Here is a 25,680-nt window from a genome sequence, read left to right as displayed (position 1 = left end):
ATGAAAAAGGGCCGCGACGACATCGTCGCGGCCCTGATTTCAATGTCTGGCCGTTCGGCTAGATGCGTGGTCCGCCGCGCCCCCTCAGGCCGCCGACCAGCAGGGAGACGACGAACAGGATGACGGCGATGATGGCGATGAATTTGGCGATCTCGAACGACATGCCCGAGATACCGCCGAAGCCGAGAACAGCCGCGACCAAGGCGATGATGAAGAAAATAATAGCCCAGCGAAGCATAGGCGAACCCTCCGAGAAGTGTTGACGGGAGCGAGCTTTCGACCTCTCCCGTCGATAGCGCCGCTTGCCTGAAACAACGCCTCGGAGACTTGGCTGTTCCCTTTAACGACGACGCCCTGTGCGGCTTGTGCTGCGACTCTTCTCGGTGAAGGCCGCCGCCACCATGGTGGCCAGCGCCGGGTTGCGCAGGAAGATGAAGCCGCCCGCCAGAGCCGCCGCGGCGCCCAGGATCGGGCGCTGCTGGAACAGCCGGAAGGCCCGTACGCCCAGGCCCTCGGGCTCGTCGTATTCTTCGTCCTCGTCATCACCATGCGCCCGTCGCACGAACACCAGGGCGACGATGGCCGCGATCAGGGCGAACAGCAGGGCGGTCAGGGCGGCGCCGATAAGCGGCGGCACGACCAGCAGCAGCAGATAATAGACCGTGGCCCCCAGGGCGACCATGGCCACGAAGGCCGCGCCGGCGGCGACGAAGGTCGCCACCGCGCGGTTGATGAGCCCCCGCCCGATCATCAGCGCCGACGCCCGGCCAGCAGCAGGCCCAGGACGACGCCGACGCCCAGGGCGATGGCGGTCGACTGGATCGGACGCTCCTGCACGCGCTCGACGACGTAGCGCTGGGCTTCGTCGAACTTCTCGGCGGCGTCGTCGTAATATTCGCGGCCGCGCACCTTAGCGTCGTCATAATAGCCGCGCGCTTTCTCGCGCAGCTCCTCGCCCTGCTCGCGCAGGCGGGCTTCGGCCTCTGAGGCCTTTTCCTTCAGACGCTGGGTTTCCTCGCGGGCGCCCGTCTTGAGGTCCTCCTTGAGGGTCTTGAGGTCGTTCTTGATGTCTTCACGAGCCTTGGACGTGGCCATGATGCGCGCTCCGCTCCTTGTGTAAGCTTGACGATTAAATAGAGAAGCCCTGCCCGGAACGCCACACCGACGATCAAGGTTCCTGCAATGCAGCATGGGCGACGGTCGCGGCGGAGGCCATCTGGCGCGACGCGCGCGGCGCTTCTAGAACAGGCCTCATGACCCAGTGGTTGTTCCCGCCCGCGCCGACGCCGTCCCTGCCGATCGAAGGGGAGGCGCGCCGCCTGCCCGTGCGCCGCATCCTGTGCGTGGGTCAGAACTACGCCGCCCACGCCCGCGAAATGGGGGCCGATCCCGACAAGCCCGCGCCCTTCTTCTTCGCCAAGCCGGGAGACGCCCTGGTCGTGGACGGGGCCGATCCGGCCTATCCGTCGGCGACGCAGAACCTGCATTATGAAGTCGAGCTGGTCGTGGCCCTGGGCGCGGACGCCCGGCCGGTCGGCTGGGCGGTCGGCGTCGATCTGACGCGGCGCGATCTTCAGGCCGAGGCGAAGGCCAAGGGGCGGCCGTGGGAGGCGGGCAAGGCCTTCGATCAATCGGCGCCCTGCGGCGCGCTCAGCCTGACGCCGCCTGCGTCCGACGCGACCATTGAGTTGAAAGTCAACGGCGAGGTTCGTCAGTCCAGCCGCCTGTCCGATATGATCTGGAACGTGGACGGCGTCCTGTCCAAGGCGTCCGAACTGTGGGCGCTGCAACCCGGCGACCTGATCTTCACCGGCACGCCCGAAGGGGTCGGCCCCATCCAGCGCGGCGATCGGGTCGAGGCGATCATCAGCGGCCTGCCCCCGCTCAACTTCACGGTGAAATCATGATCCTGCACGGCTACTGGCGCTCGGGCACCAGCTATCGCACCCGCATCGCCCTCAATCTGAAGGGGTTGGAGTATCAACAGGCGGCGCTGGATCTGCGCACGGGCGCGCAGAAGTCCGACGCCTACCTCCGGCTCAATCCGCAAGGCCTGGTCCCGGCGCTGGAGACGGACGACGGCCTGGTGCTGACCCAGAGCCCGGCCATTCTGGAGTGGCTGGAGGAGACCCATCCCGAGCCGCCCCTGCTGCCGCGCGATGCGGCGGGACGGGCGCAGGTGCGGGCCATGGCGGCGGTGATCGGTTGCGACATCCATCCCCTCAACAATCTGCGGGTGCTGAAGGCCGTGCGCGGTTTGGGCGCCGATCAGGCGGGCGTGGACGCCTGGGCCGGTCAATGGATCATCGACGGCTTTACGGCGCTGGAGGCGCTGGTCGTGCGTCACGGCGAGGGCTGGTGTTTCGGCGCGGCGCCGACCCTGGCGGACTGCTACCTGATGCCGCAGCTCTATTCGGCGCGGCGGTTCAACGTCGATCTGGCGGCCTTTCCGCGCCTGCTGGAGATCGAGGCGCGGGCCGAGGTCCACCCGGCCTTCATCGCCGCCCTGCCGGAAAACCAGCCGGACGCGGATTAAGCGTCTTCATTCACCAACGACCTTGATTTCAGTCAATCTCCCTTAAGCTTTGACGGCGAGAGTGGCGGTGTGAGATTCGCCGTTCCGCCCTCTCCGGCCGACAAACTCGCCATCGCCCTGGTGGTCGAGCCTGATCGGTCCCGCCCGCTGCCGCCCGGCCAGCGGGAGGAGGCGACGCGCCACCTGCTGCAGACCGCGGGCGACGCCGGGATCGGCCTGGTCGCCACCCGTCCAGAGGGCGACGTCGAACGGATGCTGGGGCAGGCCTGGCCCTTCCCTTCGCCCTTCCGCGTCACCGTCCGCACCGTGCCGCTGGCCGATGGGCTGGACCGCGTCGAGGCCCGCGCCCGCCGCTCGCTGGAGCGGATGGGCCTGCCGCGCGGCGACGCCGTCCTGGTGCAGAACGCCGCCGATCTGGCGGGCGCCGAAGGTCGCGCTCTGTGGGACCGCCTTCAGGCGCTGAAGGCGCGCGGCGTCTTCCGCAAGGTCGGCTTCATCGCCACGGTCGAGGACGGCCCCGCCCTGTTGGCCCGTCGCTTCCAACCGGATGTGGTGCAACTGACCTGCAACATCCTGGACCAGCGCGCGGCGCGGTGCGGCGTTATCGCCGAGCTGGCGAGCCAGGGCGTCGAGGTGCATCTGGCTTCGGTCTTCGCCCAGGGCCTGCTGTTCGCCAACCGCGACAGCCTGCCGCCCGAACTGGCCGCCCACGGCATGGCCCTGTCGCGCACGCGCCGCCGTCTGGCCGAGGCGCGCGTCGATCCGATGCAGGCGGCGCTGGCCTACGCCCTGACCCTGCCCGGCGTGGCCTCGGTCGTCGCCAGCGTGGCGTCATCAGCCGAGCTGCGGGCCATCATCGCCGCCTCCCACGCCCCGCGCCCCGACATCGACTGGGACGCCCTGGCGTTGGACGAGACGCCCGCCGCCCTGGCCTCGCGCCCGCGTCTGCGCCTGGTCAGCGCGGCCTGATCCACAGAGCTGTCCACAGGTCGCCTTGCGCCTGTGCATGAGGGGCGCCGCCCGCGCTTGAGGCGACCGCCCTGATCCGCCACCCTGCGCGCCATATGAACGCGCCGCTTTCCCATCCCCCGAAAACCGAACTCAAGCCGGACGCCAAGCCCGACACCGGAACCACGCCGGTCATGGCGCAGTATCTGTCGGTCAAGGCCACCCAGCCGGAAGCCATGCTGTTCTTCCGCATGGGCGACTTCTACGAGCTGTTCTTCGAGGACGCCCAGAAGGCGGCGGCGGCGCTGGGCATCGCCCTGACCAAACGCGGCAAGCATCAGGGCGAGGACATCCCGATGGCCGGGGTGCCGGTCCACGCCATGGACGGCTACCTGGCGCGGCTGATCCGTCAGGGTTTCAAGGTCGCCGTCTGCGAACAGCTGGAAGACCCCGCCGAGGCCAAGAAACGCGGCTCCAAAGCCGTGGTCCATCGCGATATCGTGCGGGTGGTGACGCCCGGCACCCTGACCGAGGACACCCTGCTGGACGCGCGCGGCGCCAACCGTCTGGCGGCGGTGGCGATCCGTAAAGGAAGGGCCGCCGTGGCGGTGGTCGAACTGTCGGCGGGCGTGGTGGATTCGGTCGCTTGCGACCTGTCGGACCTGGGCGCGGCGCTGGCGGCGTTCAGGCCGTCGGAGGTGCTGGTTCCCGATCGCCTGTTCTCGGACGAGACGATGAAGGGCGCGCTGGACGGCTCGGGCGGGGTGGTTCAGGCCATGCCCCAGGCCCTGGCCGAGCCGGTCGGGGCGAAGGATAGGGTCCAGCGGCTTTACGGCGTCTCGGCGCTGGACGGTTTCGGCGCCTTTGAAGAGGCCGAGATTTCGGCGCTGGGCCTGATCGCCGCCTATCTGGAGACGACGCAGGCGGGCAAGGTCCCCGCCCTGACCCCGCCGCGCCGTTCGGGCGAGAGCGGTTTTCTGGCCATTGATCCGGCGACGCGTCTCAGCCTCGAGATCGACCGCACCCAGAGGGGCGAGCGCGACGGCAGCCTGCTGCACGCCATCGACCGCACCGTGACCTCGGGCGGGGCGCGGGCGCTGGCCGAGCGTATCTCGCGACCATTGCGTGATCCGGCAGCGATCAACGCCGGGCTGGACGCGGTCGAGTGGCTGTTGGAGCGGCGTGATCTGCGACGCGACCTGCGCGAGTCTTTACGCGCCTCGGCCGATGTGGCGCGGGCGACCTCGCGGCTGGCGCTGGGACGCGGCGGACCGCGCGATCTGGCCGCCATCCGTTCGGGGTTGAAGACGGCTGAGGGTCTCAGCGCCCTGTTCGCGGCCTCGGCCAACGACCCGCTGGCCGGGCCGCCTGCGCGGGTGACGGCCTGCCTCGACCGGCTGGCGCTTGAGGGCGACCTGTCGCACCTGCTGGCCGAACTGACCGACGGCCTGATGGACGAGCCGCCGCATCTGGCGCGCGACGGCGGCTATGTGAACCCCGGCCACCGGCCCGAGCTGGACGCCGCCCGCACGCTGCGCGACGACAGCCGCAAGGTCATCGCCGAGCTGGAGGCCAAGGCCGTCGCCGACAGCGGCGTCGCCTTCAAGGTGCGCCACAACGCCGTCCTCGGCTACTTCCTCGAGACCAGCGCCAAGGCGGCCGAGCCCCTGCTGCGCGCCGGACCCGACAGCCCCTTCATTCACCGCCAGACCCTGGCCAATCAGGTGCGTTTCACCACCGTCGAACTGTCGGAGCTGGACGCGAAAATCAGCCAGGCCGGGCACCGCGCCCTGGCCATCGAGGCCGAGACGTTCGAGGGCTGGCGCCGCGAAGTGGCGCGTCTGGCCGGGCCGCTTCAGGGCGTGGCCGAGGCGTTGGCCGAACTGGACGCCCACGCCGCCCTGGCCGAATGGGCCGAAGAGGTCGGGGCCGTGCGCCCTAGCGTCGACGATTCCTTGAGTTTCGCCGTCGAGGCGGGCCGTCACCCGGTGGTCGAGGCGGCGGTGAAGGCGCAGGGCCAGCCCTATACGCCCAACAACTGCCAGTTGGCGGGCGACGGCGTGGGCGCCTCGCGCCTGTCCATCGTCACCGGACCGAACATGGCGGGTAAGTCGACCTTCCTGCGCCAGAACGCGCTTTTGGTGGTGCTGGCTCAGGCCGGGGCCTTCGTGCCGGCGCGGTCGATGACGCTGGGCGTGGTGGACCGGTTGTTCAGCCGCGTGGGCGCGGGCGACGATCTGGCGCGCGGCCGCTCCACCTTCATGATGGAGATGGTCGAGACGGCCGCCATCCTGACGCAGGCGACGGGGCGCAGCTTCGTCGTGCTGGATGAGATCGGGCGCGGCACCGCCACCTATGACGGTCTGGCCATCGCCTGGGCCACGGCCGAGGCCCTGCACGAGACCAATCGCGCTCGCACCCTGTTCGCCACCCACTATCATGAGCTGGCCCAACTGGAGGAACGGCTGGACCACGTCTGCAACCTGTCGATGAAGGCGAGGGAGTGGAACGGCGAACTGGTCTTCCTGCACGAGGCGGCGCCCGGTGCGGCGGACCGCTCCTACGGCGTGCAGGTGGCGCGTCTGGCCGGTGTGCCGACCGCCGTCGTCGGCCGCGCCCGCGAGGTGCTGGAGCGACTAGAGAATGAAAAGGCGGCGACCGCCCGTCTGGACGACCTGCCCCTGTTCGCCGCCGCCGAGCCGCCCCCGCCGCCGGTGAAGTCCATGCTGGACGAGGCCGTCGCCGCCATCGACCCCGACGAACTGACGCCGCGCGAGGCGCTGGAGGCGCTGTATCGGCTGAAGGGTTTGGCGAAGGTCTAAATCCCCGCTCATCCCGGCGGACGCCGGGATTCAGTCCTTTGGCTTTAGGCGCGCGCTTAGACATTGGCAGCTCCAGCCTTATCGATGGAGGGCGAAGCTCTCACTGGATCCCGGGGTCCGCCTGGATGAGCGGGAAGAAAAGGGCGTGCTATGGTCGTCGCCGTGACCGCATCGCCTCCGCTCCCGTCCGCCGTTCTTGAGGCCGCCTCGGCGCCGGACCCGCGCGCCGCCGTCACTGCGCTCCTGCGTGAAAGCTTTGACGCCGACCGCGCTCGCGCTGCACGCCGGGCCGAGAGCGCGACCGACGGGGCCGAGGCCGCACATCTTTACGCCGAGGCCGCCGACGCCCTGCTGTCGACCCTGTGGCGGTTCGCGACCGAACAGGTCCATCCAGCTCCGGACGAGCGGCTGACCTTGCTGGCTGTCGGCGGCTATGGGCGCGGGGTATTGGCGCCGTTTTCGGACCTCGACCTGCTGTTCCTGCGGCCGGGGCGGGCGATCAGTCCGCGTGCGCAAGCGGTGGTGGAGTTCGTCCACTACGTCCTGTGGGATCTGGGGCTGAAGGTCGGCTCGGCCTTCCGTTCCATTGGCGAGACCCTGACGCTGGCGCGCGACGACATGACGGTGCGCACGACCTTGTTGGAGGCGCGGGTGCTGGCCGGGGATGCGGCCCTGGGCGATAGCCTGCTGAAGCGGTTCCGCACCGCCGTCGCCCGCGCCGACCCTCGCCCCTTCATCGCCGCCAAGATGGCCGAGCGCGACGTGCGCCTGCAGAAGACCGGCGCCGTCCGGTATCGCGTCGAGCCCAACATCAAGGACGGCAAGGGCGGGCTTCGCGACCTCAACACCCTGTTCTGGATCGCCCGCTCCCTGGCCCCGGACAGCGAGCGGGGACAGGCGGCGCTGGAAGGCCTGCTGACCGCCCGCGAGCTTCGCAGCTTCCGCGAGGCGATCGGCTTCCTTTGGCGGGTGCGCATCCTGCTGCACCTGGTCACGGGGCGGCCCGAGGAGAAGCTGACCTTCGACGTCCAGCCCGAGATCGCCCGGCGCATGGGCTGGCGCGGGCGCGGCGACGAACTGGCGGTCGAGCGCTTCATGCGCCGCTATTTCCAGGTCGCGCGCGAGGTCGGCGCCCTGACACGCGCCGTCTCGGCCCAGTTGGAGGCCCGTCAGCAGAAGAAGGCGGAAGGGTTGGCGCGCGGCCTGTCGCGGCTGATGCGGCGGCGCCGGATCAAGCTGGCCTTCGACGGTCTGGCGGTGGAAGAGGGGCGGCTGACCGTCACGGGGGCCAATGTCTTCGCGCGCGATCCGGTGCGTCTGCTGCTGCTGTTCGTCGAGGCGGACCGGCTGGACCTGGACCTGCACCCCGACGCCTTCGCCGCCGTGATCCGCTCGCTGACTCTGGTGACGCCCGCCCTGCGCCGCGATCCGCGCGCGGCCGAGGCTTTTCTGACGGTGCTGGCGCACGGTCAGCGGCCCTATCGCGTCCTGTCGATCATGAATGAGACGGGTTTCCTGGGTCGTTTCCTGCCCGAGTGGGGGCGGATCGTCGGCCAGACCCAGTTCAACATGTACCACGCCTATACAGTGGACGAGCACACCCTGCAGGCGGTCGGCGTCATCAATGATATCGCGCGCGGCAAGCTGAAGGCGGACCACCCGGCCTCGACCGCCATCATCCCGCGCATCGCCGATATCGAGGCCCTGATGCTGGCCATGCTGCTGCATGACGTGGGCAAGGGCGGCGATCGAGGCCAGTTGGAGGACGGCGCCATCGCCGCGCGCCGGGCGTGCGAGCGGCTGGGCGTCGATCCGCGCCGGATCGAGCTGGTCGTCTGGCTGGTGCGCCATCACCTGCTGATGAGCGACTACGCCCAAAAGCGCGACGTCTCCGACCCCTCGACCGTGAGGGCCTTCGCCGAGGCCGTGGGCGACCCGGAGCGTCTGCGGATGCTGATGGTGCTGACCGTGGCCGACATCCGCGCCGTGGGACCGGGGGTGTGGAACGGCTGGAAGGGGCAACTGATGCGCGCCCTGTTCGAGGCGACCGAGGCTCTGTTCCGGGGCGACGCCGTGACGCGCGAAGACCCTCTGGCCGACCACCCGGCGCTGGTCGAGCGGGCGCGGCGCGAAGGGGCGGCGGTCGAGGCCCTGCCTGCCGAAGGGCCGCTGGAATCCACCGCCCGCGTGGCCGTGGCGGCGCGCGACCGGCCCGGCCTGTTCGCCGATCTGGCGGCGACGCTGTCGATGGCGGGCGCCGATGTGGTGGGCGCGCGGCTGGCCACGGCCGACGACGGCATGGCGCTGGACGTGTTCGAGATTCAGGACGGGGCGGGCGAGCCCTATGGCCGACGCGAGCCGCGACGGCTGGCCATTCTGGTCAAGGCGATGGAGCGGGCCGTGCTGAAGGGCGCGCGGACCTCGACCCTGGAGACGCCGCGCGTCAGCGCCCGCCGCGCCGTGTTCGAGGTGCGCCCGGTGGTGCGGATCGACGCCGATACGGGGACCAGCGCCGTGGTGATCGAGGTCTCGGGCGCCGACCGGCCGGGCCTGCTGGCCGACCTGGCGCGGACCATTTCCGCGCATGGCTATTCGACCCGATCGGCCCACGTCGCCAGCTTCGGCGAGCGGGCGGTGGACGGCTTCTACATCACCGACGCGGACGGCCGGAAACCCAAGAGCAAGTCGAAGCTTGAAGCCTTGAAGGCCGATCTTCTGGAGGTGCTGGACCGCGCGCCCCAGGGACCGGCGGGGCGGCGCATCACCCCCGTGCGCGCCAGCGTGCGCGACGTTTCGGATCTGGAAGGTGCGCTGGGCCGCTCGCCCGTATCCAGCGGCCCGCAGGCGCGCTAAGGCGTTTCGGGACCGAGCGCAGGAACAGCCGTGAACGACAAGACCGATCCCATCGAACCGGCCGCGCCGATTTCTGCGGCAAACGCCACGGTCGAGCCGGTGGTCCAGCCCCCCGCCTCGGCGGCGGTGGCTAAGCCCAAAGCCGGCGGCGTGGCGCGCTCCTCGGCCATCTTCAGCGCCATGACCCTGCTCAGCCGTCTGGCCGGGTTTGCGCGCGATCTGGTCATCACGGCGGCGCTGGGCGCCTCGGCGGGACCGGCGGCCGACGCCTATTATACGGCGCTGAACTTCCCCAATCTGTTCCGGCGCATCTTCGCCGAGGGCGCCTTCGCCGCCGCCTTCGTGCCCGCCTACGCCAAGACGCTGAAGAGCGAGGGCGAGGCGGCGGCCGACAAGGTGGCGACCGACGCCCTGGCCGCCGTGGCCGCCGTCACCGTGGCCCTGACCATCGTCGCCCAGCTGGCCATGCCGTGGCTGATGACCGTCATCAATATCGGCTTCCTGGACGATCCGGCGCGCTTCAAACTGGCGGTGATCCTGACTCAGATCACCATGCCCTACCTGCCCTGTATGGCGATCGCCGCCCTGCTCAGCGGCGTGCTGAACGCGCGCGGGCGCTTCATCGTCTCGGGCGCCTATCCGATCCTGCTGAACGTCATCATGCTGGCCGCCGTCTGGCCGGTGAAGGGCGATCAGATCGAGGCCGCCTACGCCGCCTCCTGGGCCGTGCTGGTCGCGGGCGTGGCCCAGGCGGGTCTGTGCTGGTGGGCGGCGCGCAAGGCGGGGGCGAACATCCGCCTCAGCCTGCCGAAGATGACCCCGGCGGTGAAGGCCATCATCATCACCGCGGTTCCCGCCGCCATCGGCAACAGCGCGACCCAGATCAACGTCTTCATCTCCGGCAACCTGTCCAGCTTCGTCGACGGCGGGCGCACCTGGCTGGCGACGGCGGACCGGCTGTATCAGTTGCCGCTGGGCCTGGTCGGGGTGGCCATCGGCATCGCCCTGCTGCCCAAGCTGTCGTCGGCGGTGGCGTCCGAGGACAAGGGCCAGCAGCAGGCCTCGATGGACGAGGCGCTGATCCTGTCGATGGCCCTGACCCTGCCGGCGGCGGCGGCCCTGATGGCCATGCCCTACTTCCTGATCGACGCCCTGTTCACGCGCGGCGCCTTTCTGCAGGTGGACGCCGTCAACACGGCCCACGCCCTGCTGCACTTCGGCTGGGGCGTGCCCGCCTTCGTCCTGATCCGCATCCTGGCCCCGGCCTTCTTCGCGCGCGGCGATACGCGACGGCCCATGGTCTTCGCCCTTGTTTCGGTGGCGGTGAACGCGGCGCTGGCGATCGGGCTGTTCTATCTCGGCATGGGGGTGTCGGGCATTGCGGCGGCGGTTAGCGCCTCGGCCTGGACCAATGTCATCCTGCTGGCGGCGACCCTGTGGCGGCGCGGTCATTACCGCCCCAGCCCGCGCGCTGTCTGGCGGCTGGGGCGCATCGCCCTGGCCAGCGCGGGCCTGGCGGCGGTGGTCGGCGCCGCCTCATGGGCGCGGCCCATGCTGCAGGCGCCGGTCGCGGACCTGCTGACCATGCTTGGCTCGACCCACGGCGCCAAGGAGATCACCTTGCTGCTGGTCGTGGCGGCGGGCGGTCTGGCCTATGTCGTCCTGGCCTTCCTGACGCGCGCCGTGACGGTCGCCGAGGTCAAGGGACTGGTCCGACGCTCGGCCCGGTCATCATAGGTCCAGCAGCACCTCCAGCGCCTTCTTGAACTCCACCAAGCCCTGCCTTGCGCCGAGCGCCGCCGTCAGGGATTCCAGCGGCCCGTCGATGGCCGCCAGCGTCCCGCGCAGGGCGCGGCGATAGAGGGACCAGCCCCGGCTCATCCCCGGATTTCGGCTGGGCTGGGCGGCGACGACCAGGCGATAGGCCGCCAGGATCGCCAGCATCTTGAAGCGCAGCGCCTCGCCCTGAAGGCGATGCTCGACCATGGGCGGGGCGGCGAAGTCCGCATCGCCGACGAGGGCGGTCAAGGCGTCGATGTCTTCCAGCGCCAGGCTGCGGGCGGCCAGGAACGCCTCGTCCAGCACCGGATCGGCGGGGTCGCCGCCGCTGGTCAGGATCAGCGTCTCCCTGAACTCGGCGATCATGTTGATCAGATGACGCAGCAGCGCCAGCATCCGCGTCAGCGCCTGTCGAGAGTCGAAGCTCTCGGGCGGGGCGACTTCGAATTCATCCATGTCCTTCCCTCCGTGCCTAAGGAAAGTGAAGCTAACACCGTTCCATGATCGCGGCGACGTGCGAACCGCCGCAGGAGTGTTGCTCTTCGCGCCCCGAACCGATAAGCGCGAGGATATGGCGCTTTCGGGACGAAAACTCGCTCACGGACGATGGCGCGGCTGACCTGCCGCCTCGTGCCTCCGCACGCCTGCCTTTCGCGCGGGATGACGCGCGCCGACATTCGCCTTTCGATTTCCGAGATCCATCATCATGACTGACCAGACTCCGGCCCAATACACCGGTCCGCGCCGCATCCTGTCCGGCATCCAGGCCTCCGGCGCCCTGCACCTGGGCAACTATCTGGGCGCGCTGAAGCGCTTCACCGAACTGCAGGAGACGGGCGCGCCGCTGTTCGTCTTCGTCGCCGACATGCACGCCATCACTGTCTGGCAGGAGCCCGAGAAGCTGGCCGCCCAGACGCGCGAGATCGCGGCGGCCTATCTGGCCTCGGGCCTCGACCCCGCCAAGGCCGTCATCTTCCCGCAGTCGGCCGTGCCCGCCCACGCCGAGCTGGCCTGGATCTTCAACTGCGTCGGCCGTCTGGGCTGGCTGGACCGGATGACCCAGTTCAAGGAGAAGTCGGGCAAGCACAAGGAACGCTCCAGCGTCGGCCTCTACACCTATCCGGTGCTGCAGGCGGCGGACATCCTGCTCTACAAGGCGACCGAAGTGCCGGTCGGCGAGGACCAGAAGCAGCATCTGGAGCTGACCCGCGACATCGCCCAGAAGTTCAACAACGACTTCGGCGCGCCGGGCTACTTCCCCCTGCCTGACCCGCTGATCCAGGGTCCGGCGACGCGGGTCATGTCCCTGCGCGACGGCGCGGCCAAGATGTCCAAGTCCGATCCGTCGGACCTGTCGCGTATCAATCTGACCGACGACGCCGACGCCATCGCCAACAAGATCCGCAAGGCCAAGACCGACATGGAGCCGCTGCCGGAAACGGTTGAGGGGCTGGAGGGCCGCGCCGAGGCCAAGAACCTGGTCGCCATCTACGCCGCCCTGGCCGACACCACGCGCGAGGCCGTGCTGGCCGAGTTCGCGGGCCAGGGCTTCGGCGCCTTCAAGCCCAAGCTGGCCGAACTGGCGGTGTCGTCCATGGCTGATGTCACGGCCGAGATGCGCCGCCTGATGAACGACCCGGCCGAGATCGACCGCGCCCTGGCTGCGGGCGCCGAAAAGGCCCGCGAGATCGCCGAGCCGACCATCGCCGAGGTCAAGAAGATCGTCGGCTTCTGGCAGGGCTGAGCCGAATGGCGCACCCGCTCGACCGTCCGATCTGGAACGCCCTGACGTCCGCGCGTCAGGCGTCCCTGGCCGTGGGGACGGGCGGGGCGCTGCGGCTGGCGCCGGGCTACGGCGTTTTCGTCGCCGGCGTTGATCAGTCGCCGGAAAGCCTGGCGGCCATTTCGGCGCTGGAGCAGCCCGAGGGGATGCTGGCCACGGTTGAGGCGGAGCGCACGCCCGTCCCGCCCGGCCTGACGGTGCTGAAGGAGGCGGTGCTGGCGCAGATGGTGCTGGTCGATCTGGCTCCGGCCAAGGTGCGCGACATCGTCATCGAACCTCTGACCGAGGCCGACGCCCCGGCCATGCTGGCCTTGGCGACCCTGACCGAGCCGGGCCCTTTCTTCGACCGGACGCATCGGCTGGGCGACTTCTTTGGGGTCAAGCAGGACGGGCGGCTGCTGGCCATGGCGGGCGAACGGTTGAAGCCGGACGGCTTCACCGAGGTCTCTGGCGTCTGCGCCCATCCCGACGCGCGCGGGCGGGGCTACGCCGGGGCGCTGATGCGGGCGGTGATCGAGCGCATCCTGGCGCGCGGCGAGACGGCCTTCCTGCATTCCTATGCGGATAACGCCGGGGCTATCGCCCTTTATCATGCGCTGGGCTTCACCATTCGCGCCGAGATGCAGATGCGGATGCTGACCCAAGGCGATCTGGCCCCAGGTGATCTGACCCAAGGCGATCTGGCGAAAGCCGAACCGGGCGCCTAGCTTAAGCTTCGACCCCTTGTTTCGGAGCCCGTCATGAGCCAGCACGTCGCCGTCGTCGAATGGAACCGGGGCGATCAGCCCTTCAGCGACAACAAATACGGACGCGGCCATGACTGGCGCTTCGACGGCGGCGCGGTGGTGCGCGGTTCGTCCGCGCCCTCGCCCATGATCCCGCCGCCCCTGTCCGAAGAGGCGGCGGTGGACCCGGAAGAGGCCTTGGTCGCCGCCCTGTCCAGCTGCCACATGCTGTTCTTCCTGGCCTTCGCCCGCAAGGACGGCTTCGTGGTCGATTCCTATCGCGATGAGGCGGAGGGAACCCTCGGCAAGGATGAGCGCGGCAAGATGTCGATCACCGAAGTGGTGCTGCGCCCTGCCGTGACCTGGTCGGGGGACACGCAGCCGGATGCGGCGGCTATCACCGACCTGCATCACCGCGCCCATGACATCTGCTACATCGCCAACTCGGTCCGCGCCGAGGTGAAGATCGAGCCGCGCTGAAATCCTCAGGCCGTCTCCTCTTCGATCAGGGAGCGGAAGGCGGCGTGGGCGGCGGTCATGCCGTCCGTCGTCGCCAGGGTGATGTTGCCTGCGGGCCGCGCCAGGTCGCCGGCGGCGAAGACGCCCGGCTGGCTGGTCTGTTGCTGAGCGTCGACCTTGACGATGCGGCCCATGGGGGTGTCGGTCATCTCGCAGCCCAGGCGTTCGGCGAAGCCGCCGGACTGCCGCACATGGGCGCCGACGAAGACGGCCTTCAGCGGGATGAAGCGGCCGTCCGTCAGCCGCGCCCCGGTCAGGGTCGGCGCCTCGCCTTCCAGGCGTTCGACGGACGTCGGCTCGATGGTCACGCCGCGCCGCGCCAGCACGCGCGCGTCGTCTTCGCTCAGGCGCGCCGGGTCGATGAACAGCACGGCCTGGCCCCATTCGGCGACGACGCTCGCATACTGGACCGCATGGTCGCCGCGCCCCAGGACGCCGATCGGCCCGCCGCCGACCTCGTAGCCGTGACACCACGGGCAGTGCAGGGCGGTGCGGCCCCAACGCTCCTTCACGCCGGGCAGGTCGGGCAGGACGTCCTCGACCCCGTGGGCCAGGATCAGACGACGGCCCATGGTGCGGCTGCCGTCGGCGAAGGCGACCGAGAAGCCGCCGTCGATGCGCGTCGCGTCCACCGCCTCGGCCATGCGGAAGGCGGCGGTGGGATAGGCTGCGACCTGGGTGCGGGCGGCGGCGGCGATCTCAGACCCCGGACGGCCGTCGTTGCTCAGCACCCCGTGCGCGCGGGCGGCGAAGCGGTTCCGGGGGCGGCCGTCGTCGATGACCAGGACGCGGCGGCGCGCCCGCACCAACTGCAGGGCGGCGGACAGGCCCGCGTAGGAGCCGCCGATGACGACGGCGTCATGGGGCATCGGATTTTCGCTGGTGCGCATGGAGCAGGTCTCGCTTGGGATCGGTGGCCAGCCGGCGCGAGAAGTCCGCCGCCAGATCGGCCAGGGTGATGGAGTTCAGCCGCGCGGCCAGCAGGGCGCGCGCGGCGGCGTAGGTGTCGGACAGGGCGTCGTTGACGGCGGCCTCGATCAGGCAGCCCTCCGCCTCGACCCGGGGCGTTTCGGGCAGCAGGCCGGGCTCGCCCAGGGCGGCGTGGACCTGGCCCAGGGTGACGGCCTCCAGCGGGCGCGCCAGCCACCAGCCGCCGCCGTGGCCTTTCTCGGATACGACCAGCCCCTGTTCGCGCAGGCCCGCCATGGTCCGCCGGACCACGACCGGATTGGTTGACAGGCAGGTCGCCAGCATGTCCGAGGTCATGGGTCGGCCGCAGCGCTGTTCATGCTCGGCCATGTGCAGCAGGGCGTGCAGGATGTTGGAGAGGCGGGAGTCCCTTTTCATGTAACTTCAATTGTTACGTGATGGCTTGCACGTCAAGGCGCGGTCCAGAGATTATTTTCAGCAGACTATTTTCAGGCGTGAGGCGCTGCGTCTTTCAGGAAGGCGCCGAACCGGCGCAGCGCTTCTTCGGTCAGTTCGGGGTTGTGGCGCATGGGGCCGTTGTTGGTCGGTTCGTCAAAGGCGTGCGTGCCGTCGGCGACCCAGCTTTCGACCTCCGAGCCGCAGTCACGGATCATGGCGTTGACCCGCTCGGCGTTGCGGACGGTGGTCAGGTGGTCGCGCTTGGCCGTCAGCGCCAGGACGCGTGGGCAATGCCGCCACGGCTTCATTCGGTTGAAGGCCCAGGGGCCGATATAGGAATAGGCCAGCCAGACGGCCTTCACCCCCGACAGGTCGACGGTTGCGGGATCGGTCACCCCCATACGGCCCGGCTCGGGCGTCTCGCTCATCATCTCCATGATGGCCCAGCCGCCGTGGCTCCACCCGCCCAGCATCAGCTGCGAGGCGTCCACGTCGGGCCGCTGCGAAATCCCGTGGATGGCCGCCAGCACGTCGCCCGCGCGCTCATAGCCGCGAAAGGCCAGGCCGGTGCAGACGGCGGCCAGGGTGAAGGCCCGGCCCCAGCCGCGCGGCGCATAGGAATCGATGATGAAGGCGCGCCAGCCCGCCGCCTTCGCCGCCTCGGCGTAGCGCGGGAGATGGGCCCGCAGACCGCCGCAGCCGTGAAACAGCAACGCCGCCGGACGCGGGTGATCGTCGTCCGGTCCGACGACGTGAACATGGGGCTCTAGCTGGGCCCAGCGGGCGGCGACGGTGTCCATCGGCACAGCTTAATCCGTCCCATCGCCGAGGAAAGGGGTCTTGCGCTTTCAGCATATCGATATATCTGTTTGCAAGTTAGATATATCGAATTGAGAAAGAAGAGACGCAAATGAGAGGATCCAAGCGGATCGGAAAGCGCGGATGCGGCATGAGCGGCGGTGCCAGAAGCGACATGGGCCACGGCTTCGCGCGCGGCCACGGCGGCCCCTTTCGGTCGATGCGGCCGGAGGGACGGCGCATGGGCGAGGGCCGGATGCGCGGCGAGGGCCACGGCCGGCGCGGCGGCGGCCGCATGTTCGAGCACGGCGCCCTGCGCTGGGTGCTGCTGTCGCTGATCGCGGACAAGCCCGCCCATGGCTATGAACTGATCAAGGCCATCGAGGCGCGCATGGGCGGCGCCTATACGCCCAGCCCCGGCGTCATCTACCCCAGTCTGACCCTGCTGGAAGACATGGGCGCGCTCAGCGCCGTCGCCGAGGGCGGCAAGAAACGCTACGCGATCACCGACGAGGGCCGCCGCCTGCTGGTCGAGAACGCCGAGGCCCTGGCTCACGCCGAGCGCAAGATGAAGGCCCTGCGCGGCCGCGCCGACCGCCCGGCGCGCATCGCCCAGGCCATCGAGGCCTTCCGCGCTGCGACCCATGAGCGCCTGACCCAGGAGCCATCGCTCAGCGAGGCTCAGGTCGAGGCCATCGCCGATCTGATCGAAGCCGTAGCCGAAAAGGTGAGACAGGCATGACCGACGCCCTCCTCAGACAACCGCGCCGCGTGCGGCACGAGCTGAAATTCCGCCTCGCCCGTGTCGAGGCGGTGGAGCAACTGACGCCGGTGCTGAAGCGGATCGTCCTGACGGGCGACGAACTGGAGGGCTTCTTCAGTCCCGGCTTCGACGACCATGTGAAGATATTCCCCGCGCCGCGCGGCGAGCGTCTGGTCCTGCCGACGCTCGGACCGGACGGGCCGGTCTATGCCGAGCCCAAGCCGGTGGCGCGGGACTATACGCCGCGCGCCTTTGACGCCGCGAACCGGCGGCTGACCATCGACTTCGCCGTCGGTCATGGCGGTCCGGCCACGGCCTGGGCCGAGGATGCGCGGCCGGGCGACGAACTGGGCCTGGGCGGCCCGCGGGGCTCTTTCCTGATTCCGACCAGTTTCGCCGAGCACCTGCTGATCGGCGATGAGGCGGCCATCCCCGCCATCGCTCGGCGGCTGGAGGAACTGCCAGCGACCGCGCGCGCCATCGTCTGCATCGAGGTGAACGACGCAGGCGGAGAGCTGGACCTGTCCAGTCCGGCGAACGTCGAGGTCGTCTGGGTGCACCGCAACGGCGGCCCGCGCGGCCGCCCTGAAGCCCTGACGGCGGCGGCGGTGGCGGCGGCGAAGCGGATCGATCCGGCCGACGCCTATGTCTGGGTGGCCTGTGAATCCTCGGTCGCCCGCTCGATGCGCGCGGCCCTGCTGGCCGCCCGGCCATTCAACCAGAAATGGATGAAGGTCGCCGGCTACTGGCGCCTGGGCCGCGCCGGATCGCACGAGGTGATTGAGGACTGAGGCCCGACCGGGTCTAGGCCAAAGAAAAGGGCGCTGCCGACGACCGGCAGCGCCCTTTTGCTTGCGCTCAAGCAGCGGGCGACCGCGTCGCCCGCGTTAGCGCCCTTTCGGCCTAGTGCCGGAACACGCGCACGCCGGTGAAGGCCATGGCGATGCCGCGTTCGTCGGCGGCGGCGATGACTTCCTCGTCGCGGATCGAACCGCCCGGCTGGATCACCGCCGTGGCCCCGGCGGCGACGGCTTCCAGCAGGCCGTCGGCGAAGGGGAAGAAGGCTTCGGACGCACAGGCCGAACCCTCGGCCAGCGAGTGGGCGAGACCCTTGGCCTCGCCCGCTTCCTTGGCGCGGATGGCGGCGATGCGGGCGCTGTCGCGACGGTTCATCTGGCCGGCGCCGATGCCCGCCGTCTGGCCGTCCTTGGCGTAGACGATGGCGTTGGACTTGACGTGCTTGGCCACGGTGAAGGCGAACAGCATGTCCTGGATCTCGGTCGGCGTCGGCTGGCGGCGCGTGACGATCTTCAGGTCGGACGGCTTGATCAGCGAGCGGTCGCGCGACTGGACCAGGAAGCCGCCGGCGACCGAGCGGAACACCTCGCCCGCGCCGTGCGGGTCGGGCAAGCCGTCGGTGATCAGCAGGCGCAGGTTCTTCTTGGCGGCGAAGACGGCCTTGGCCTCTTCGTCGGCGCCGGGGGCGATGACGACCTCGGTGAAGATGCCGGTGATGGCGCGCGCGTCTTCGCCGTTCAGCGGGCGGTTGACGGCGATGACGCCGCCGAAGGCGGACACGGCGTCGCATTCCAGCGCGCGGGCGTAGGCTTCCGACAGGTCCTTGCCGACGGCCACGCCGCAAGGGTTGGCGTGCTTGACGATGACGCAGGCCGGAGCCTCGAACTCGGCGACCAGCTCATAGGCGGCGTCGGCGTCGGCGATGTTGTTGTAGCCCAGTTCCTTGCCCTGGATCTGGGTGGCGTAGGCCACGCCCGGACGCTTCTCGCCGGTGCGGTAGAATGCGCCGGTCTGGTGCGGGTTCTCGCCATAACGCAGGGTTTGCGCCAGCGAGCCGGCGATCGACTTGCGGGCCGGGGCGGCGTCTTCCAGCTGAGCCGCGAACCAGCCGGAAACGGCGGCGTCATAGGCGGCGGTGCGGGCGAAGGCTCGGGCGGCCAGTTGTTTGCGCAGGTTGAGCGAGGTCGAGCCGTCGGCCTTCAGCGCTTCGACGATCAGGTTGATGCTCTCGGCGTCGACGGCGACGGCGACGTGGCCGTGGTTCTTGCTGCCCGAACGGATCATGGCCGGGCCGCCGATGTCGATGTTTTCGATGGCCGCTTCAAAACCGCCGCCGGATTCCACGGTCTTTTCGAACGGATAGAGGTCGATCCAGACGATATCGATGGCGCCGATCTCGTGCTCGGTCATGGCGGCGGCGTGGGCCGGGGCGTTGCGCACGCCCAGCAGGCCGCCGTGCACCACGGGATGCAGGGTCTTGACCCGGCCGTCCATCATTTCCGGGAAGCCGGTCAGATCGGCCACATCCTTGACCGGTAGGCCGAAGCCCGCGATCGCCGCCTTGGTGCCGCCGGTCGAGACCAGTTCGACGCCCAGACCTGCCAGGGTGCGCGCGGCCTCTTCCAGCCCCGCCTTGTCCGACAGGGAGATCAGGGCGCGGACGGGTTTGATCGCGTCCGGGGCGGGCGGAAAGTCGGGAGCGGCGGGCATGGGCGGCGTCCGTTTACAGCTGGGGCGGGGAGATGGCGGGGCCTCTAGCACCAACGGGGCGCGGCGTCAGCCCTTGGCGGCCTCGGCCTTCGGCAAGGCGATGAAGTCTCCACGCCGAGCAGGCCGCCAATCCTCTTCGGCGGGCCAGGTGTTCTTTGGGCCTGCCCAGCGTGTCGCCATATAGGCCTCGGGCTCCAGCGGCTCGCCGTTCAGCAGAAGCTCGCACTGGATGCTCAGGAGGCGGGCGGACATGCGCACCGACAGCTCACCCTCGCCGATCATGGTCAGCCACGGTTCCGCGTAGGACTGGCGCGTACGGAACATGCCGCGACTGTCCTGCACCGTCTCGTCATTGACCCTGAGGCGTTCCTGCGCCCAACCGACCCAGCTGAAGGCGTTGTCCACGCAGACTGTCGAATTGCCGACCCTGTAGATCCATCGCTGACAGATCATGCGAAGCATCAGTGCGGGTCGCCGCTCGCGCCCGCCGGACTCAGCTTCCAGCGGACCTTGGTCTCGGCGTCGGTACGGGCCGAGCCGCGGACCACGATCTGCAGGCTGCGGCGGGTCAGGCCCTCATCGATGTGGACGGCGGGCTCGATGGCCACGTCGGGGCCGTCGCTGCGGAACCACCAGCCGCGCCCGGACGGGCCGCGCAGCAGGATGGAGCGGCGGTCGCGGGCCAGCGACGCCTGGACGCCGGGCTCGAGCTGGAAGCGCAGGGCGTAGGGGGCGGCGATGGCGCGGGTCGCTTCAGGGCGGCCTTCGGGCGGATGCAGCCGCTCTTCGGCGCGCAGTTCGTCCAGGCGCTGGTCGATGTAGAGGCGACGTTGATGCATCAGGCCGTAGCCCGGCATCCAGCCGTCGTGCTCGACTTCCAGCCAGACGGCGTCGTCGCTGTCCTGATGCTGGCGCGTGACGTGCAGGGCGGGGCCGACCAGGCGCGGGCCCAGAAGATCGCTCTTCCAGCCGGACAGGGGTTCGCCCAGCGGCTGTTCGCCCAGCGTCAGGGTCGAGGCGCCCGGCGTCAGGCGCAGGGCCTGGCGATCCAGGGCGCGCGGCGTCCATCCGGCCGAGGTGAACAGGCGGTCGCGGCCGCAGACGACCTCCAGCGCGGCGGGCTGGCCGCAGGCGGCGGCCGACCAGGCGTTGCGGGCCGGAGCCTCGACATCGACCATGACGGTCAGCAGCGGGCTGGAGACGCGCAGGACGCCGCCGACGGCGCCGCTGGCCGGGGCGGCGGGCGTGTCGTCATGGGCGCGGGCGGCGGCGATGCGTTCGGGCGTCGAAGGACCGCCGCCCTGGAACACGGCCAGGCGCCGGTCGGGCAGGGTCTGGACGCGCAGGGCCAGGGTCAGACGCGAGATGGCCTCGGCCACCGGCTCGGGCGTCACCTCCGACAGCTGGGCCAGGGCGTCGTCCAGCGTCAGCAGGTCGAGCAGCAGCTCCAGCCCCATTTCCGGCGCGCGCGTGGCGTGGGCGCCGTCCGGCGCGACCGTGACGGCCAGGGCGCCGGGCAGACGTTTCAGCGCCTTGTTGCGGATGGCGGCGCCGGCCTTGCCGCTCAGGGCGCAGCCCGCGACGGCGGTGGCGGTCAGGCGCTCGGCGCGGCCCATGACGCCGCCGGGCGGACGCAGCAGCTGGCGCGCCTGATGGGCCAGGATGTCGGTCAGTTGCAGGCGTTCGACCTCGGTCGCCACGCCCGCCAGCCGCCGCCCGGCGCAGGCTAGATGATAGACGCGGCGCGCCAGAATGTCGGGATCCCAGGAGAAGGGCGACCAGCGGCTAAACACCTCACGCCAGGCCAGGGTCATGGCCAGGGCCTCGCGCGCGCCGCGATCGCCCTGGGCCATCATGGCGGGCAGCCAGTTGAAACTGTGCAGTTCGACCGCGAAGGCGCGGCTGGGGGTGGGACTGTTCCACAGCGCCAACGGGGTGTCGGCGTCGAGGCTGAGACCCGCCAGCGTCAGCTTGCCCGACAGCAGGGGGCGCGGCGCTTCTTCGGGCAGGGGGCGGAAATCGCGCGGGCTGACGGCGAAGCCCTCGGCCGTGGGTCCGCCCAGGGTCAGGCCGTAGCCGGGCAGGCCGTAGAGTTCGATCCACAACTGGCGCGCGGCCAGTCCCTTGGCGACCGAGGCCCACAGACGCGGGTCGGGCCGGGCGCCCGAGGCGCTGCGGACGGGCGTGCGTATGGGCGCGCCCTTCAGGCCGGGGATGTGCCCCTCGGCCAGGGGGACGTCGCTGTCGCGCGGGGCGAAGGGGCCGAGGGGGCTCACGCGGCGGCGGCCTTCAAGGCCTGGATGTTGGCGGCGTAGGCGTCCGGCCCGCCCTTGAAGACGAAGGAGCCGGCGACCAGGGCGTCGGCCCCGGCGGCGACGCAGGCCCCGGCGTTGGCGGCGACCACCCCGCCGTCGACCTGCAGGTGGGCCTTGGACCCGGCGCGGTCGAGGATGGCGCGGGCGCGCTCGATCTTCCTCAGCGAGGTCTCGATGAATTTCTGACCGCCGAAGCCGGGGTTCACCGACATAATCAGCACCAGATCGACCAGTTCGACGGCCTCTTCCAGCACGCTCAGCGGCGTGGCCGGATTGAAGACCAGGCCTGCCTTGGCGCCCAACTGGCGGATTTGACCGAGCGTGCGGTGAACGTGGGGGCCGCTTTCGGGGTGGACGCTCATCACGTCGGCGCCTGCCGCGCGGAACGCCTCCAGCCAGTTGTCGACCGGAGCGACCATCAGGTGCACGTCGAACGGCAGGCTGGTGTGCGGGCGCAGGGCCTTCACCACGTCCGGGCCGATGGTCAGGTTGGGCACGAAGTGGCCATCCATGACGTCGACGTGAATCCAGTCGGCGCCGGCGGTTTCCAGGGCGCGGATCTCCTCGCCCAGCTTGGAGAAGTCGCTGGCCAGGATGGAGGGGCAGATCAGCGGGGCGGCGGTCGCGGACGTCTGGGTCATGGTTCTGCGACTTAGGGCCCCTCGGCGCGAGGAGCAAGCCGGGCTGCTGCCGCAGGCCGCGACCAAGCCGGTCATTGGCGCTTCGTGAACGGCGAGCGGTGGTCGTTGGCGAAGGCGCGGCGGTCGCGGACGCAAGGTCGCTGGCGGGGTTCGGCGCGGCGAGGAAGGAAGGCGACGACTTCTTCACCCCGCCCACAAGGACGCCCGTCATGATCCGCCATATTGTTATCGCCGCCGTTCTGGCTTTCGCCGTTCCGGCCGTCGCCCAAACCGCCGACAACCGCTTGACCTTCACCTTCGAGACAGGCGCGCAGACCGGCGCCGTCATGGTCGCCCTCTATGCCGACGAGGCCGCCTATGAGCGCGGCCCGCCGAGCCGTGTGGCCCAGGTTGATGTGGCGACGGGTGAGCGCGCCGCCGTGTTCGAGAACCTGCCCGCCGGCGCCTATGGCATGAAGGCGTTCCATGACGTCAACGGCAACGGAAAGATGGACGTGAATCCGTTCGGCATGCCGACCGAGCCTTTCGCCTTCTCCAACAACGCCGTCGGCAACATGGGTCCGGCCAAGTGGGAGCGCGCCCGTTTCGACGTCTCGGGCGTCACGGCCCAGACCATCCGCATCCGCTAAGCCCCGTTGTCTGAAGAGATCGCCATGACCCCGACCCGCCGCACCCTGTTCATGGGCGCCGCCGCCTTGGCCGCCGCCCGCGTCCTAGCCCCTGATCGGGCCTATGCTCTGCAAGCCTTGGCGGCGACCGCCGACTGGTCCCTGGCCACCGCCGACGTGGAGGGCGACATCGCCCCGCGCGCCCTGCGCCTCGTCCACGGCCGGGCGCCGCAGGGGCTGGCGGGCAGCCTCTATCGCAACGGTCCGGCCAAGTTCCGGCGACCGGGCGGCTCGTCCCAGCACTGGTTCGACGGCGACGGCCTGATCCGCCGCTGGCGGGTGCAGGACGGTCAGGCCAGCCTTGCCGCCCGCTTCGCCGACACCCGCAAGCGGCGCCAGGAGACCGAGGTGGGGGCCATGCTGATGCCCGGCTTCGGCACGGTGGCGGACCCGCGCGCCCGCATCGGCTCGGCCGACGACGCCAGCCCGGCCAACACCTCGGTGCACAAGGTCGGCGGCAAGCTGTGGGCCCTGTGGGAGGCGGGCTCGCCCCTGGCCATGGACCCCGAGACGCTGGAGACCGAGGACTTCGTCACCCTGCGTCCCGATCTGAAGAACATGCCCTTCCTGGCCCACCCGCGCATCGAGCCGGACGGCCGCATCTGGAACCTGGGCGTGAACGGCAGGCAGGCAATGGTCTGGCGCCTGGCGGCGGACGGGACGCTGGAGGACGCCGAGGTGATCGCACTGCCGCGCGCCAGCTACATCCACGACTTCAGCGCCACAGCCCGCCATCTGGTCATCGTGCTTCAGCCCTGGGTCCATGTCCGCAACGTCGCGCCGATGTCGGCGGGCTTCGACTGGACGCCCGAGGCGGGGACGCAGGTGCTGGTGGTCGACAAAGCTGACCTGACCCAGCGGCGGATCTACGACTTGCCGCCTTTCGGCTTCTTCCACGTCGGCGACGCCTGGGACGAGGCGGACGGCACGATCCGCTTCGACCTGTGCGCGCACAGGGACATGGACTTCGCCGCGCGCGGCGCCCAGGAGGTGCTGAACGGCGTGCCGCTGGGCGGAGAACCGGCCGAGTTGGCCATGGTCGTGCTGTCGCCGAACGGCCGCGGGCGGCTGGAGCGGACGGGCGTGGTCGGCGAGTTCCCCCGCAGCGATCCGCGCCGCGCCGGGCTGGTCCGCCGTTTCAGTCTGCACACCACGGGCGAACGCGCCGACCGGCCTCTGGCCTCGGCGGTGGCCGTCACCGACTGGTCGTCCGGCCGCACCCGGTCCTTCGACTTCGGCCCCGGCCATGTGACGGACGAGATGGTCTACGTCCCCAAGCCCGGCGGAACGCACGAGGCCGACGCCTGGCTGGTCGGCCCGACTATCAATTTGAAGGCCGGGGTCAGTGAACTGCACGTCCTGGACCTGATGCACGTCGAGGACGGCCCGGTCGCCACCTGGCGCGCCGATGTGGCCCTGCCGGCGGCGTTTCATGGGAACTGGGCGTGAAAGCCACACCGCGCCTTCGCCTCGCTGCGCCCCATCGGCGTGCGGTTGACCCCCGCCGCCGAACGGGCCAAGACCCCTTCGCCGCCCAGATGCTTGTCTTGGGGCGGCGTCTTTTTGGAAACCCTCAGATGAACCCCGAAGACCGAAGTCAGTCTTCAACTTCTTCGACGCTCTGAGGACGCTCCGCTTCCGCGCGAGGGTCCTCGCGAAAGGAAGCGACTTATGCTGAACGCCTATGACTGGCGCGCCGATCGGCTCGTGCGCCTGGACACGGCCGTGGATCACGGCCCCGCCTGCTGGATCGACCTCGTCTCCCCGACCGCCGATGAGGTGGCCGCGCTGGAGACCCTGACCGGCATCGACATCCCCAGCAGGGACGAGATGGACGATGTCGAGCCGTCCGCCCGCCTCTACGCTGAGGACAACGGCGTCTTCATGATCGCCGCCGTGGCCACGGACCTGGAGACGCATGATCCGGTCAAGACGCCCGTGACCTTCATCCTCAAGGGCGGGCGGCTGGTGACGGTGCGCTACGGCCAGCCGCGCTCCTTCCAGTTGTTCATCGCCCGCGCCACCAACAAGCCGGGCGAGAAGCTGGCCGGCGGCGAGGCCATCATGATGGGGCTGATCGAGGCCGTCATCGACCGCTACGCCGACGCCCTGGAGATGAAGGGGCTGGAGCTGGACGCCATCTCGCGCCAGATCTTCCGCAAGCGCGACCCCAAGGCGGTGGAGAGTCACAACCTGCAACTGGTGATCCAGGACATCGGCCGGGCGGGCGACTTCCTGGCCCTGATCCGCGAGAGCCTGTCCAGCCTGCAGCGCTTGCTGGCCTATCACGCGGCGCTGTCGGGCGCGCGCGCCGGGGGCAAGGCGGACCGCGAGGCGCGCCAGACCGTGCGCTTGCTGCAACGCGATGCGGCGGCGCTGAGCGAGCTCAGCGTCTCCATGTCGTCCAAGGTGACCTTCCTGATGGATGCGACCCTGGGCCTGATCAATCTGGAGCAGAACCAGATCATCAAGATATTCTCGGTCGCGGCCGTGGCCCTGCTGCCGCCGACGCTGATCGCCTCCATCTACGGCATGAACTTTGACGTGATGCCGGAATTGCACTGGCGGTACGGCTATCCGGCGGCGGTGGGGGCGATGATCCTGTCGGCCGCCCTGCCGTATCTCGTCTTCCGCAAGAAGCGCTGGCTGTAGGG

Annotated in this window: 25 protein-coding genes; 14 read left to right on the top strand and 11 right to left on the bottom strand. The window is 70.0% G+C overall.

The window, feature by feature from the left end; all coding sequences use genetic code 11:
• Nucleotides 1-58 precede the first annotated feature (58 nt).
• The 3 genes from FM111_RS15665 to FM111_RS15655 all read right to left on the bottom strand — a co-directional run bounded on the left by FM111_RS15665 (nucleotide 59) and on the right by FM111_RS15655 (nucleotide 1,095).
• Nucleotides 59-238, bottom strand: coding sequence for a DUF1328 domain-containing protein (locus FM111_RS15665; RefSeq protein WP_003166483.1), 180 nt, complete (start codon nucleotides 236-238; stop codon nucleotides 59-61).
• Between the two features lie 102 nt (nucleotides 239-340).
• On the bottom strand, nucleotides 341-751 hold the full coding sequence (locus FM111_RS15660) for a hypothetical protein (protein WP_087141845.1): 411 nt from the start codon (nucleotides 749-751) through the stop codon (nucleotides 341-343).
• Nucleotides 751-1,095, bottom strand: coding sequence for a glycine zipper domain-containing protein (locus FM111_RS15655; protein WP_087141844.1), 345 nt, complete (start codon nucleotides 1,093-1,095; stop codon nucleotides 751-753). The genes FM111_RS15660 and FM111_RS15655 overlap by 1 nt, the downstream gene beginning before the upstream one ends.
• A gap of 158 nt (nucleotides 1,096-1,253) precedes the next feature.
• Between FM111_RS15655 and FM111_RS15650 the strand changes: the two genes are divergently transcribed.
• The 6 genes from FM111_RS15650 (at nucleotide 1,254) to murJ (ending at nucleotide 10,896) form a co-directional block, all read left to right on the top strand.
• On the top strand, nucleotides 1,254-1,907 hold the full coding sequence (locus tag FM111_RS15650) for a fumarylacetoacetate hydrolase family protein (RefSeq protein ID WP_087141843.1): 654 nt from the start codon (nucleotides 1,254-1,256) through the stop codon (nucleotides 1,905-1,907).
• Nucleotides 1,904-2,536, top strand: coding sequence for a maleylacetoacetate isomerase (gene maiA / locus FM111_RS15645; RefSeq protein ID WP_087141842.1), 633 nt, complete (start codon nucleotides 1,904-1,906; stop codon nucleotides 2,534-2,536). Before FM111_RS15650 ends, maiA begins: the two co-directional genes overlap by 4 nt.
• Nucleotides 2,537-2,605: 69 nt before the next feature.
• Complete coding sequence (locus FM111_RS15640; RefSeq protein ID WP_087141841.1) at nucleotides 2,606-3,505, top strand: aldo/keto reductase; 900 nt, start codon at nucleotides 2,606-2,608, stop codon at nucleotides 3,503-3,505.
• Nucleotides 3,506-3,600: 95 nt separating this feature from the next.
• On the top strand, nucleotides 3,601-6,306 hold the full coding sequence (mutS, locus tag FM111_RS15635; protein WP_087141840.1) for a DNA mismatch repair protein MutS: 2,706 nt from the start codon (nucleotides 3,601-3,603) through the stop codon (nucleotides 6,304-6,306).
• A 150-nt stretch (nucleotides 6,307-6,456) separates the two neighbouring features.
• Nucleotides 6,457-9,159 carry a [protein-PII] uridylyltransferase gene (gene glnD, locus FM111_RS15630; protein WP_256968380.1) on the top strand — a complete coding sequence of 901 codons (2,703 nt, stop codon included), beginning with the start codon at nucleotides 6,457-6,459 and terminating at the stop codon, nucleotides 9,157-9,159.
• 30 nt (nucleotides 9,160-9,189) lie between these two features.
• Nucleotides 9,190-10,896: a murein biosynthesis integral membrane protein MurJ gene (murJ, locus tag FM111_RS15625; RefSeq protein ID WP_087141839.1), complete on the top strand. Its 1,707-nt coding sequence runs from the start codon at nucleotides 9,190-9,192 to the stop codon at nucleotides 10,894-10,896.
• On the opposite strand, the gene FM111_RS15620 is transcribed toward murJ, so the two are convergent.
• Nucleotides 10,891-11,394 carry a hypothetical protein gene (locus tag FM111_RS15620; RefSeq protein WP_087141838.1) on the bottom strand — a complete coding sequence of 168 codons (504 nt, stop codon included), beginning with the start codon at nucleotides 11,392-11,394 and terminating at the stop codon, nucleotides 10,891-10,893. The two genes, murJ and FM111_RS15620, sit on opposite strands and share 6 nt — an antisense overlap.
• Nucleotides 11,395-11,644: 250 nt before the next feature.
• Between FM111_RS15620 and trpS the strand changes: the two genes are divergently transcribed.
• From trpS to FM111_RS15605, 3 genes are read left to right on the top strand one after another with little or no spacing between them, the layout of a single operon-like run.
• Nucleotides 11,645-12,682 carry a tryptophan--tRNA ligase gene (gene trpS / locus FM111_RS15615; RefSeq protein WP_087141837.1) on the top strand — a complete coding sequence of 346 codons (1,038 nt, stop codon included), beginning with the start codon at nucleotides 11,645-11,647 and terminating at the stop codon, nucleotides 12,680-12,682.
• Nucleotides 12,683-12,687: 5 nt separating this feature from the next.
• Nucleotides 12,688-13,428 carry a GNAT family N-acetyltransferase gene (locus FM111_RS15610; RefSeq protein ID WP_087141836.1) on the top strand — a complete coding sequence of 247 codons (741 nt, stop codon included), beginning with the start codon at nucleotides 12,688-12,690 and terminating at the stop codon, nucleotides 13,426-13,428.
• Between the two features lie 33 nt (nucleotides 13,429-13,461).
• The gene (locus FM111_RS15605) at nucleotides 13,462-13,926 is read left to right on the top strand and encodes an OsmC family protein (protein ID WP_087141835.1); all 465 of its coding nucleotides are present in this window, start codon (nucleotides 13,462-13,464) and stop codon (nucleotides 13,924-13,926) included.
• A 5-nt stretch (nucleotides 13,927-13,931) separates the two neighbouring features.
• On the opposite strand, the gene FM111_RS15600 is transcribed toward FM111_RS15605, so the two are convergent.
• The 3 genes from FM111_RS15600 to FM111_RS15590 form a co-directional block, all read right to left on the bottom strand.
• On the bottom strand, nucleotides 13,932-14,855 hold the full coding sequence (locus FM111_RS15600; protein ID WP_256968379.1) for an NAD(P)/FAD-dependent oxidoreductase: 924 nt from the start codon (nucleotides 14,853-14,855) through the stop codon (nucleotides 13,932-13,934).
• On the bottom strand, nucleotides 14,824-15,312 hold the full coding sequence (locus FM111_RS15595) for an Rrf2 family transcriptional regulator (RefSeq protein WP_087141833.1): 489 nt from the start codon (nucleotides 15,310-15,312) through the stop codon (nucleotides 14,824-14,826). The genes FM111_RS15600 and FM111_RS15595 overlap by 32 nt, the downstream gene beginning before the upstream one ends.
• A 71-nt stretch (nucleotides 15,313-15,383) precedes the next feature.
• A complete protein-coding gene (locus FM111_RS15590) occupies nucleotides 15,384-16,133 on the bottom strand; it encodes a dienelactone hydrolase family protein (RefSeq protein WP_087141832.1) in 750 nt (249 codons plus the stop codon).
• Nucleotides 16,134-16,282: 149 nt separating this feature from the next.
• On the opposite strand from FM111_RS15590, the gene FM111_RS15585 reads away from it, so the two are divergent.
• Together FM111_RS15585 and FM111_RS15580 are read left to right on the top strand one after the other, a co-directional pair.
• Complete coding sequence (locus tag FM111_RS15585) at nucleotides 16,283-16,873, top strand: PadR family transcriptional regulator (RefSeq protein ID WP_256968378.1); 591 nt, start codon at nucleotides 16,283-16,285, stop codon at nucleotides 16,871-16,873.
• The gene (locus FM111_RS15580) at nucleotides 16,870-17,685 is read left to right on the top strand and encodes a siderophore-interacting protein (RefSeq protein WP_087141830.1); all 816 of its coding nucleotides are present in this window, start codon (nucleotides 16,870-16,872) and stop codon (nucleotides 17,683-17,685) included. The genes FM111_RS15585 and FM111_RS15580 overlap by 4 nt, the downstream gene beginning before the upstream one ends.
• A gap of 112 nt (nucleotides 17,686-17,797) precedes the next feature.
• On the opposite strand, the gene purH is transcribed toward FM111_RS15580, so the two are convergent.
• The 4 genes from purH to rpe all read right to left on the bottom strand — a co-directional run bounded on the left by purH (nucleotide 17,798) and on the right by rpe (nucleotide 22,358).
• Nucleotides 17,798-19,402 carry a bifunctional phosphoribosylaminoimidazolecarboxamide formyltransferase/IMP cyclohydrolase gene (purH, locus tag FM111_RS15575; protein WP_087141829.1) on the bottom strand — a complete coding sequence of 535 codons (1,605 nt, stop codon included), beginning with the start codon at nucleotides 19,400-19,402 and terminating at the stop codon, nucleotides 17,798-17,800.
• A 66-nt stretch (nucleotides 19,403-19,468) separates the two neighbouring features.
• Nucleotides 19,469-19,807, bottom strand: coding sequence for a hypothetical protein (locus FM111_RS15570; RefSeq protein ID WP_143276143.1), 339 nt, complete (start codon nucleotides 19,805-19,807; stop codon nucleotides 19,469-19,471).
• Between the two features lie 56 nt (nucleotides 19,808-19,863).
• The gene (locus FM111_RS15565) at nucleotides 19,864-21,678 is read right to left on the bottom strand and encodes a heparinase II/III family protein (RefSeq protein ID WP_087141827.1); all 1,815 of its coding nucleotides are present in this window, start codon (nucleotides 21,676-21,678) and stop codon (nucleotides 19,864-19,866) included.
• A complete protein-coding gene (rpe, locus tag FM111_RS15560; protein ID WP_087141826.1) occupies nucleotides 21,675-22,358 on the bottom strand; it encodes a ribulose-phosphate 3-epimerase in 684 nt (227 codons plus the stop codon). Before rpe ends, FM111_RS15565 begins: the two co-directional genes overlap by 4 nt.
• Nucleotides 22,359-22,567: 209 nt before the next feature.
• On the opposite strand from rpe, the gene FM111_RS15555 reads away from it, so the two are divergent.
• The 3 genes from FM111_RS15555 to FM111_RS15545 all read left to right on the top strand — a co-directional run bounded on the left by FM111_RS15555 (nucleotide 22,568) and on the right by FM111_RS15545 (nucleotide 25,678).
• Nucleotides 22,568-22,987 (top strand): DUF2141 domain-containing protein, encoded by a 420-nt coding sequence (locus FM111_RS15555; RefSeq protein ID WP_087141868.1) that lies wholly within the window; start codon nucleotides 22,568-22,570, stop codon nucleotides 22,985-22,987.
• Between the two features lie 24 nt (nucleotides 22,988-23,011).
• Complete coding sequence (locus tag FM111_RS15550; RefSeq protein WP_087141825.1) at nucleotides 23,012-24,475, top strand: carotenoid oxygenase family protein; 1,464 nt, start codon at nucleotides 23,012-23,014, stop codon at nucleotides 24,473-24,475.
• A gap of 222 nt (nucleotides 24,476-24,697) precedes the next feature.
• Nucleotides 24,698-25,678, top strand: a complete 981-nt coding sequence (locus tag FM111_RS15545; protein WP_087141824.1) for a magnesium transporter CorA family protein — start codon at nucleotides 24,698-24,700, stop codon at nucleotides 25,676-25,678.
• Nucleotides 25,679-25,680 lie beyond the last annotated feature (2 nt).

This window comes from Brevundimonas diminuta 3F5N (assembly GCF_900163625.1).
Taxonomy (GTDB): Bacteria; Pseudomonadota; Alphaproteobacteria; order Caulobacterales; family Caulobacteraceae; genus Brevundimonas; species Brevundimonas diminuta_A.
Note: the sequence above shows the minus strand (reverse complement) of the source record. Positions and strands in the feature narration are given on the sequence as shown.

Bases quoted from the DNA above. Each gene is read 5' to 3' on its own strand.
- FM111_RS15665 (WP_003166483.1), bottom strand. From the start codon at position 238: ATGCTTCGCTGGGCTATTATTTTCTTCATCATCGCCTTGGTCGCGGCT.
- FM111_RS15660 (WP_087141845.1), bottom strand. From the start codon at position 751: ATGATCGGGCGGGGGCTCATCAACCGCGCGGTGGCGACCTTCGTCGCC.
- FM111_RS15655 (WP_087141844.1), bottom strand. From the start codon at position 1,095: ATGGCCACGTCCAAGGCTCGTGAAGACATCAAGAACGACCTCAAGACC.
- FM111_RS15650 (WP_087141843.1), top strand. From the start codon at position 1,254: ATGACCCAGTGGTTGTTCCCGCCCGCGCCGACGCCGTCCCTGCCGATC.
- maiA (WP_087141842.1), top strand. From the start codon at position 1,904: ATGATCCTGCACGGCTACTGGCGCTCGGGCACCAGCTATCGCACCCGC.
- mutS (WP_087141840.1), top strand. From the start codon at position 3,601: ATGAACGCGCCGCTTTCCCATCCCCCGAAAACCGAACTCAAGCCGGAC.
- glnD (WP_256968380.1), top strand. From the start codon at position 6,457: ATGGTCGTCGCCGTGACCGCATCGCCTCCGCTCCCGTCCGCCGTTCTT.
- FM111_RS15620 (WP_087141838.1), bottom strand. From the start codon at position 11,394: ATGGATGAATTCGAAGTCGCCCCGCCCGAGAGCTTCGACTCTCGACAG.
- trpS (WP_087141837.1), top strand. From the start codon at position 11,645: ATGACTGACCAGACTCCGGCCCAATACACCGGTCCGCGCCGCATCCTG.
- FM111_RS15610 (WP_087141836.1), top strand. From the start codon at position 12,688: ATGGCGCACCCGCTCGACCGTCCGATCTGGAACGCCCTGACGTCCGCG.
- FM111_RS15605 (WP_087141835.1), top strand. From the start codon at position 13,462: ATGAGCCAGCACGTCGCCGTCGTCGAATGGAACCGGGGCGATCAGCCC.
- FM111_RS15600 (WP_256968379.1), bottom strand. From the start codon at position 14,855: ATGCGCACCAGCGAAAATCCGATGCCCCATGACGCCGTCGTCATCGGC.
- FM111_RS15595 (WP_087141833.1), bottom strand. From the start codon at position 15,312: ATGAAAAGGGACTCCCGCCTCTCCAACATCCTGCACGCCCTGCTGCAC.
- FM111_RS15590 (WP_087141832.1), bottom strand. From the start codon at position 16,133: ATGGACACCGTCGCCGCCCGCTGGGCCCAGCTAGAGCCCCATGTTCAC.
- FM111_RS15585 (WP_256968378.1), top strand. From the start codon at position 16,283: ATGAGCGGCGGTGCCAGAAGCGACATGGGCCACGGCTTCGCGCGCGGC.
- FM111_RS15580 (WP_087141830.1), top strand. From the start codon at position 16,870: ATGACCGACGCCCTCCTCAGACAACCGCGCCGCGTGCGGCACGAGCTG.
- purH (WP_087141829.1), bottom strand. From the start codon at position 19,402: ATGCCCGCCGCTCCCGACTTTCCGCCCGCCCCGGACGCGATCAAACCC.
- rpe (WP_087141826.1), bottom strand. From the start codon at position 22,358: ATGACCCAGACGTCCGCGACCGCCGCCCCGCTGATCTGCCCCTCCATC.
- FM111_RS15555 (WP_087141868.1), top strand. From the start codon at position 22,568: ATGATCCGCCATATTGTTATCGCCGCCGTTCTGGCTTTCGCCGTTCCG.
- FM111_RS15550 (WP_087141825.1), top strand. From the start codon at position 23,012: ATGACCCCGACCCGCCGCACCCTGTTCATGGGCGCCGCCGCCTTGGCC.
- FM111_RS15545 (WP_087141824.1), top strand. From the start codon at position 24,698: ATGCTGAACGCCTATGACTGGCGCGCCGATCGGCTCGTGCGCCTGGAC.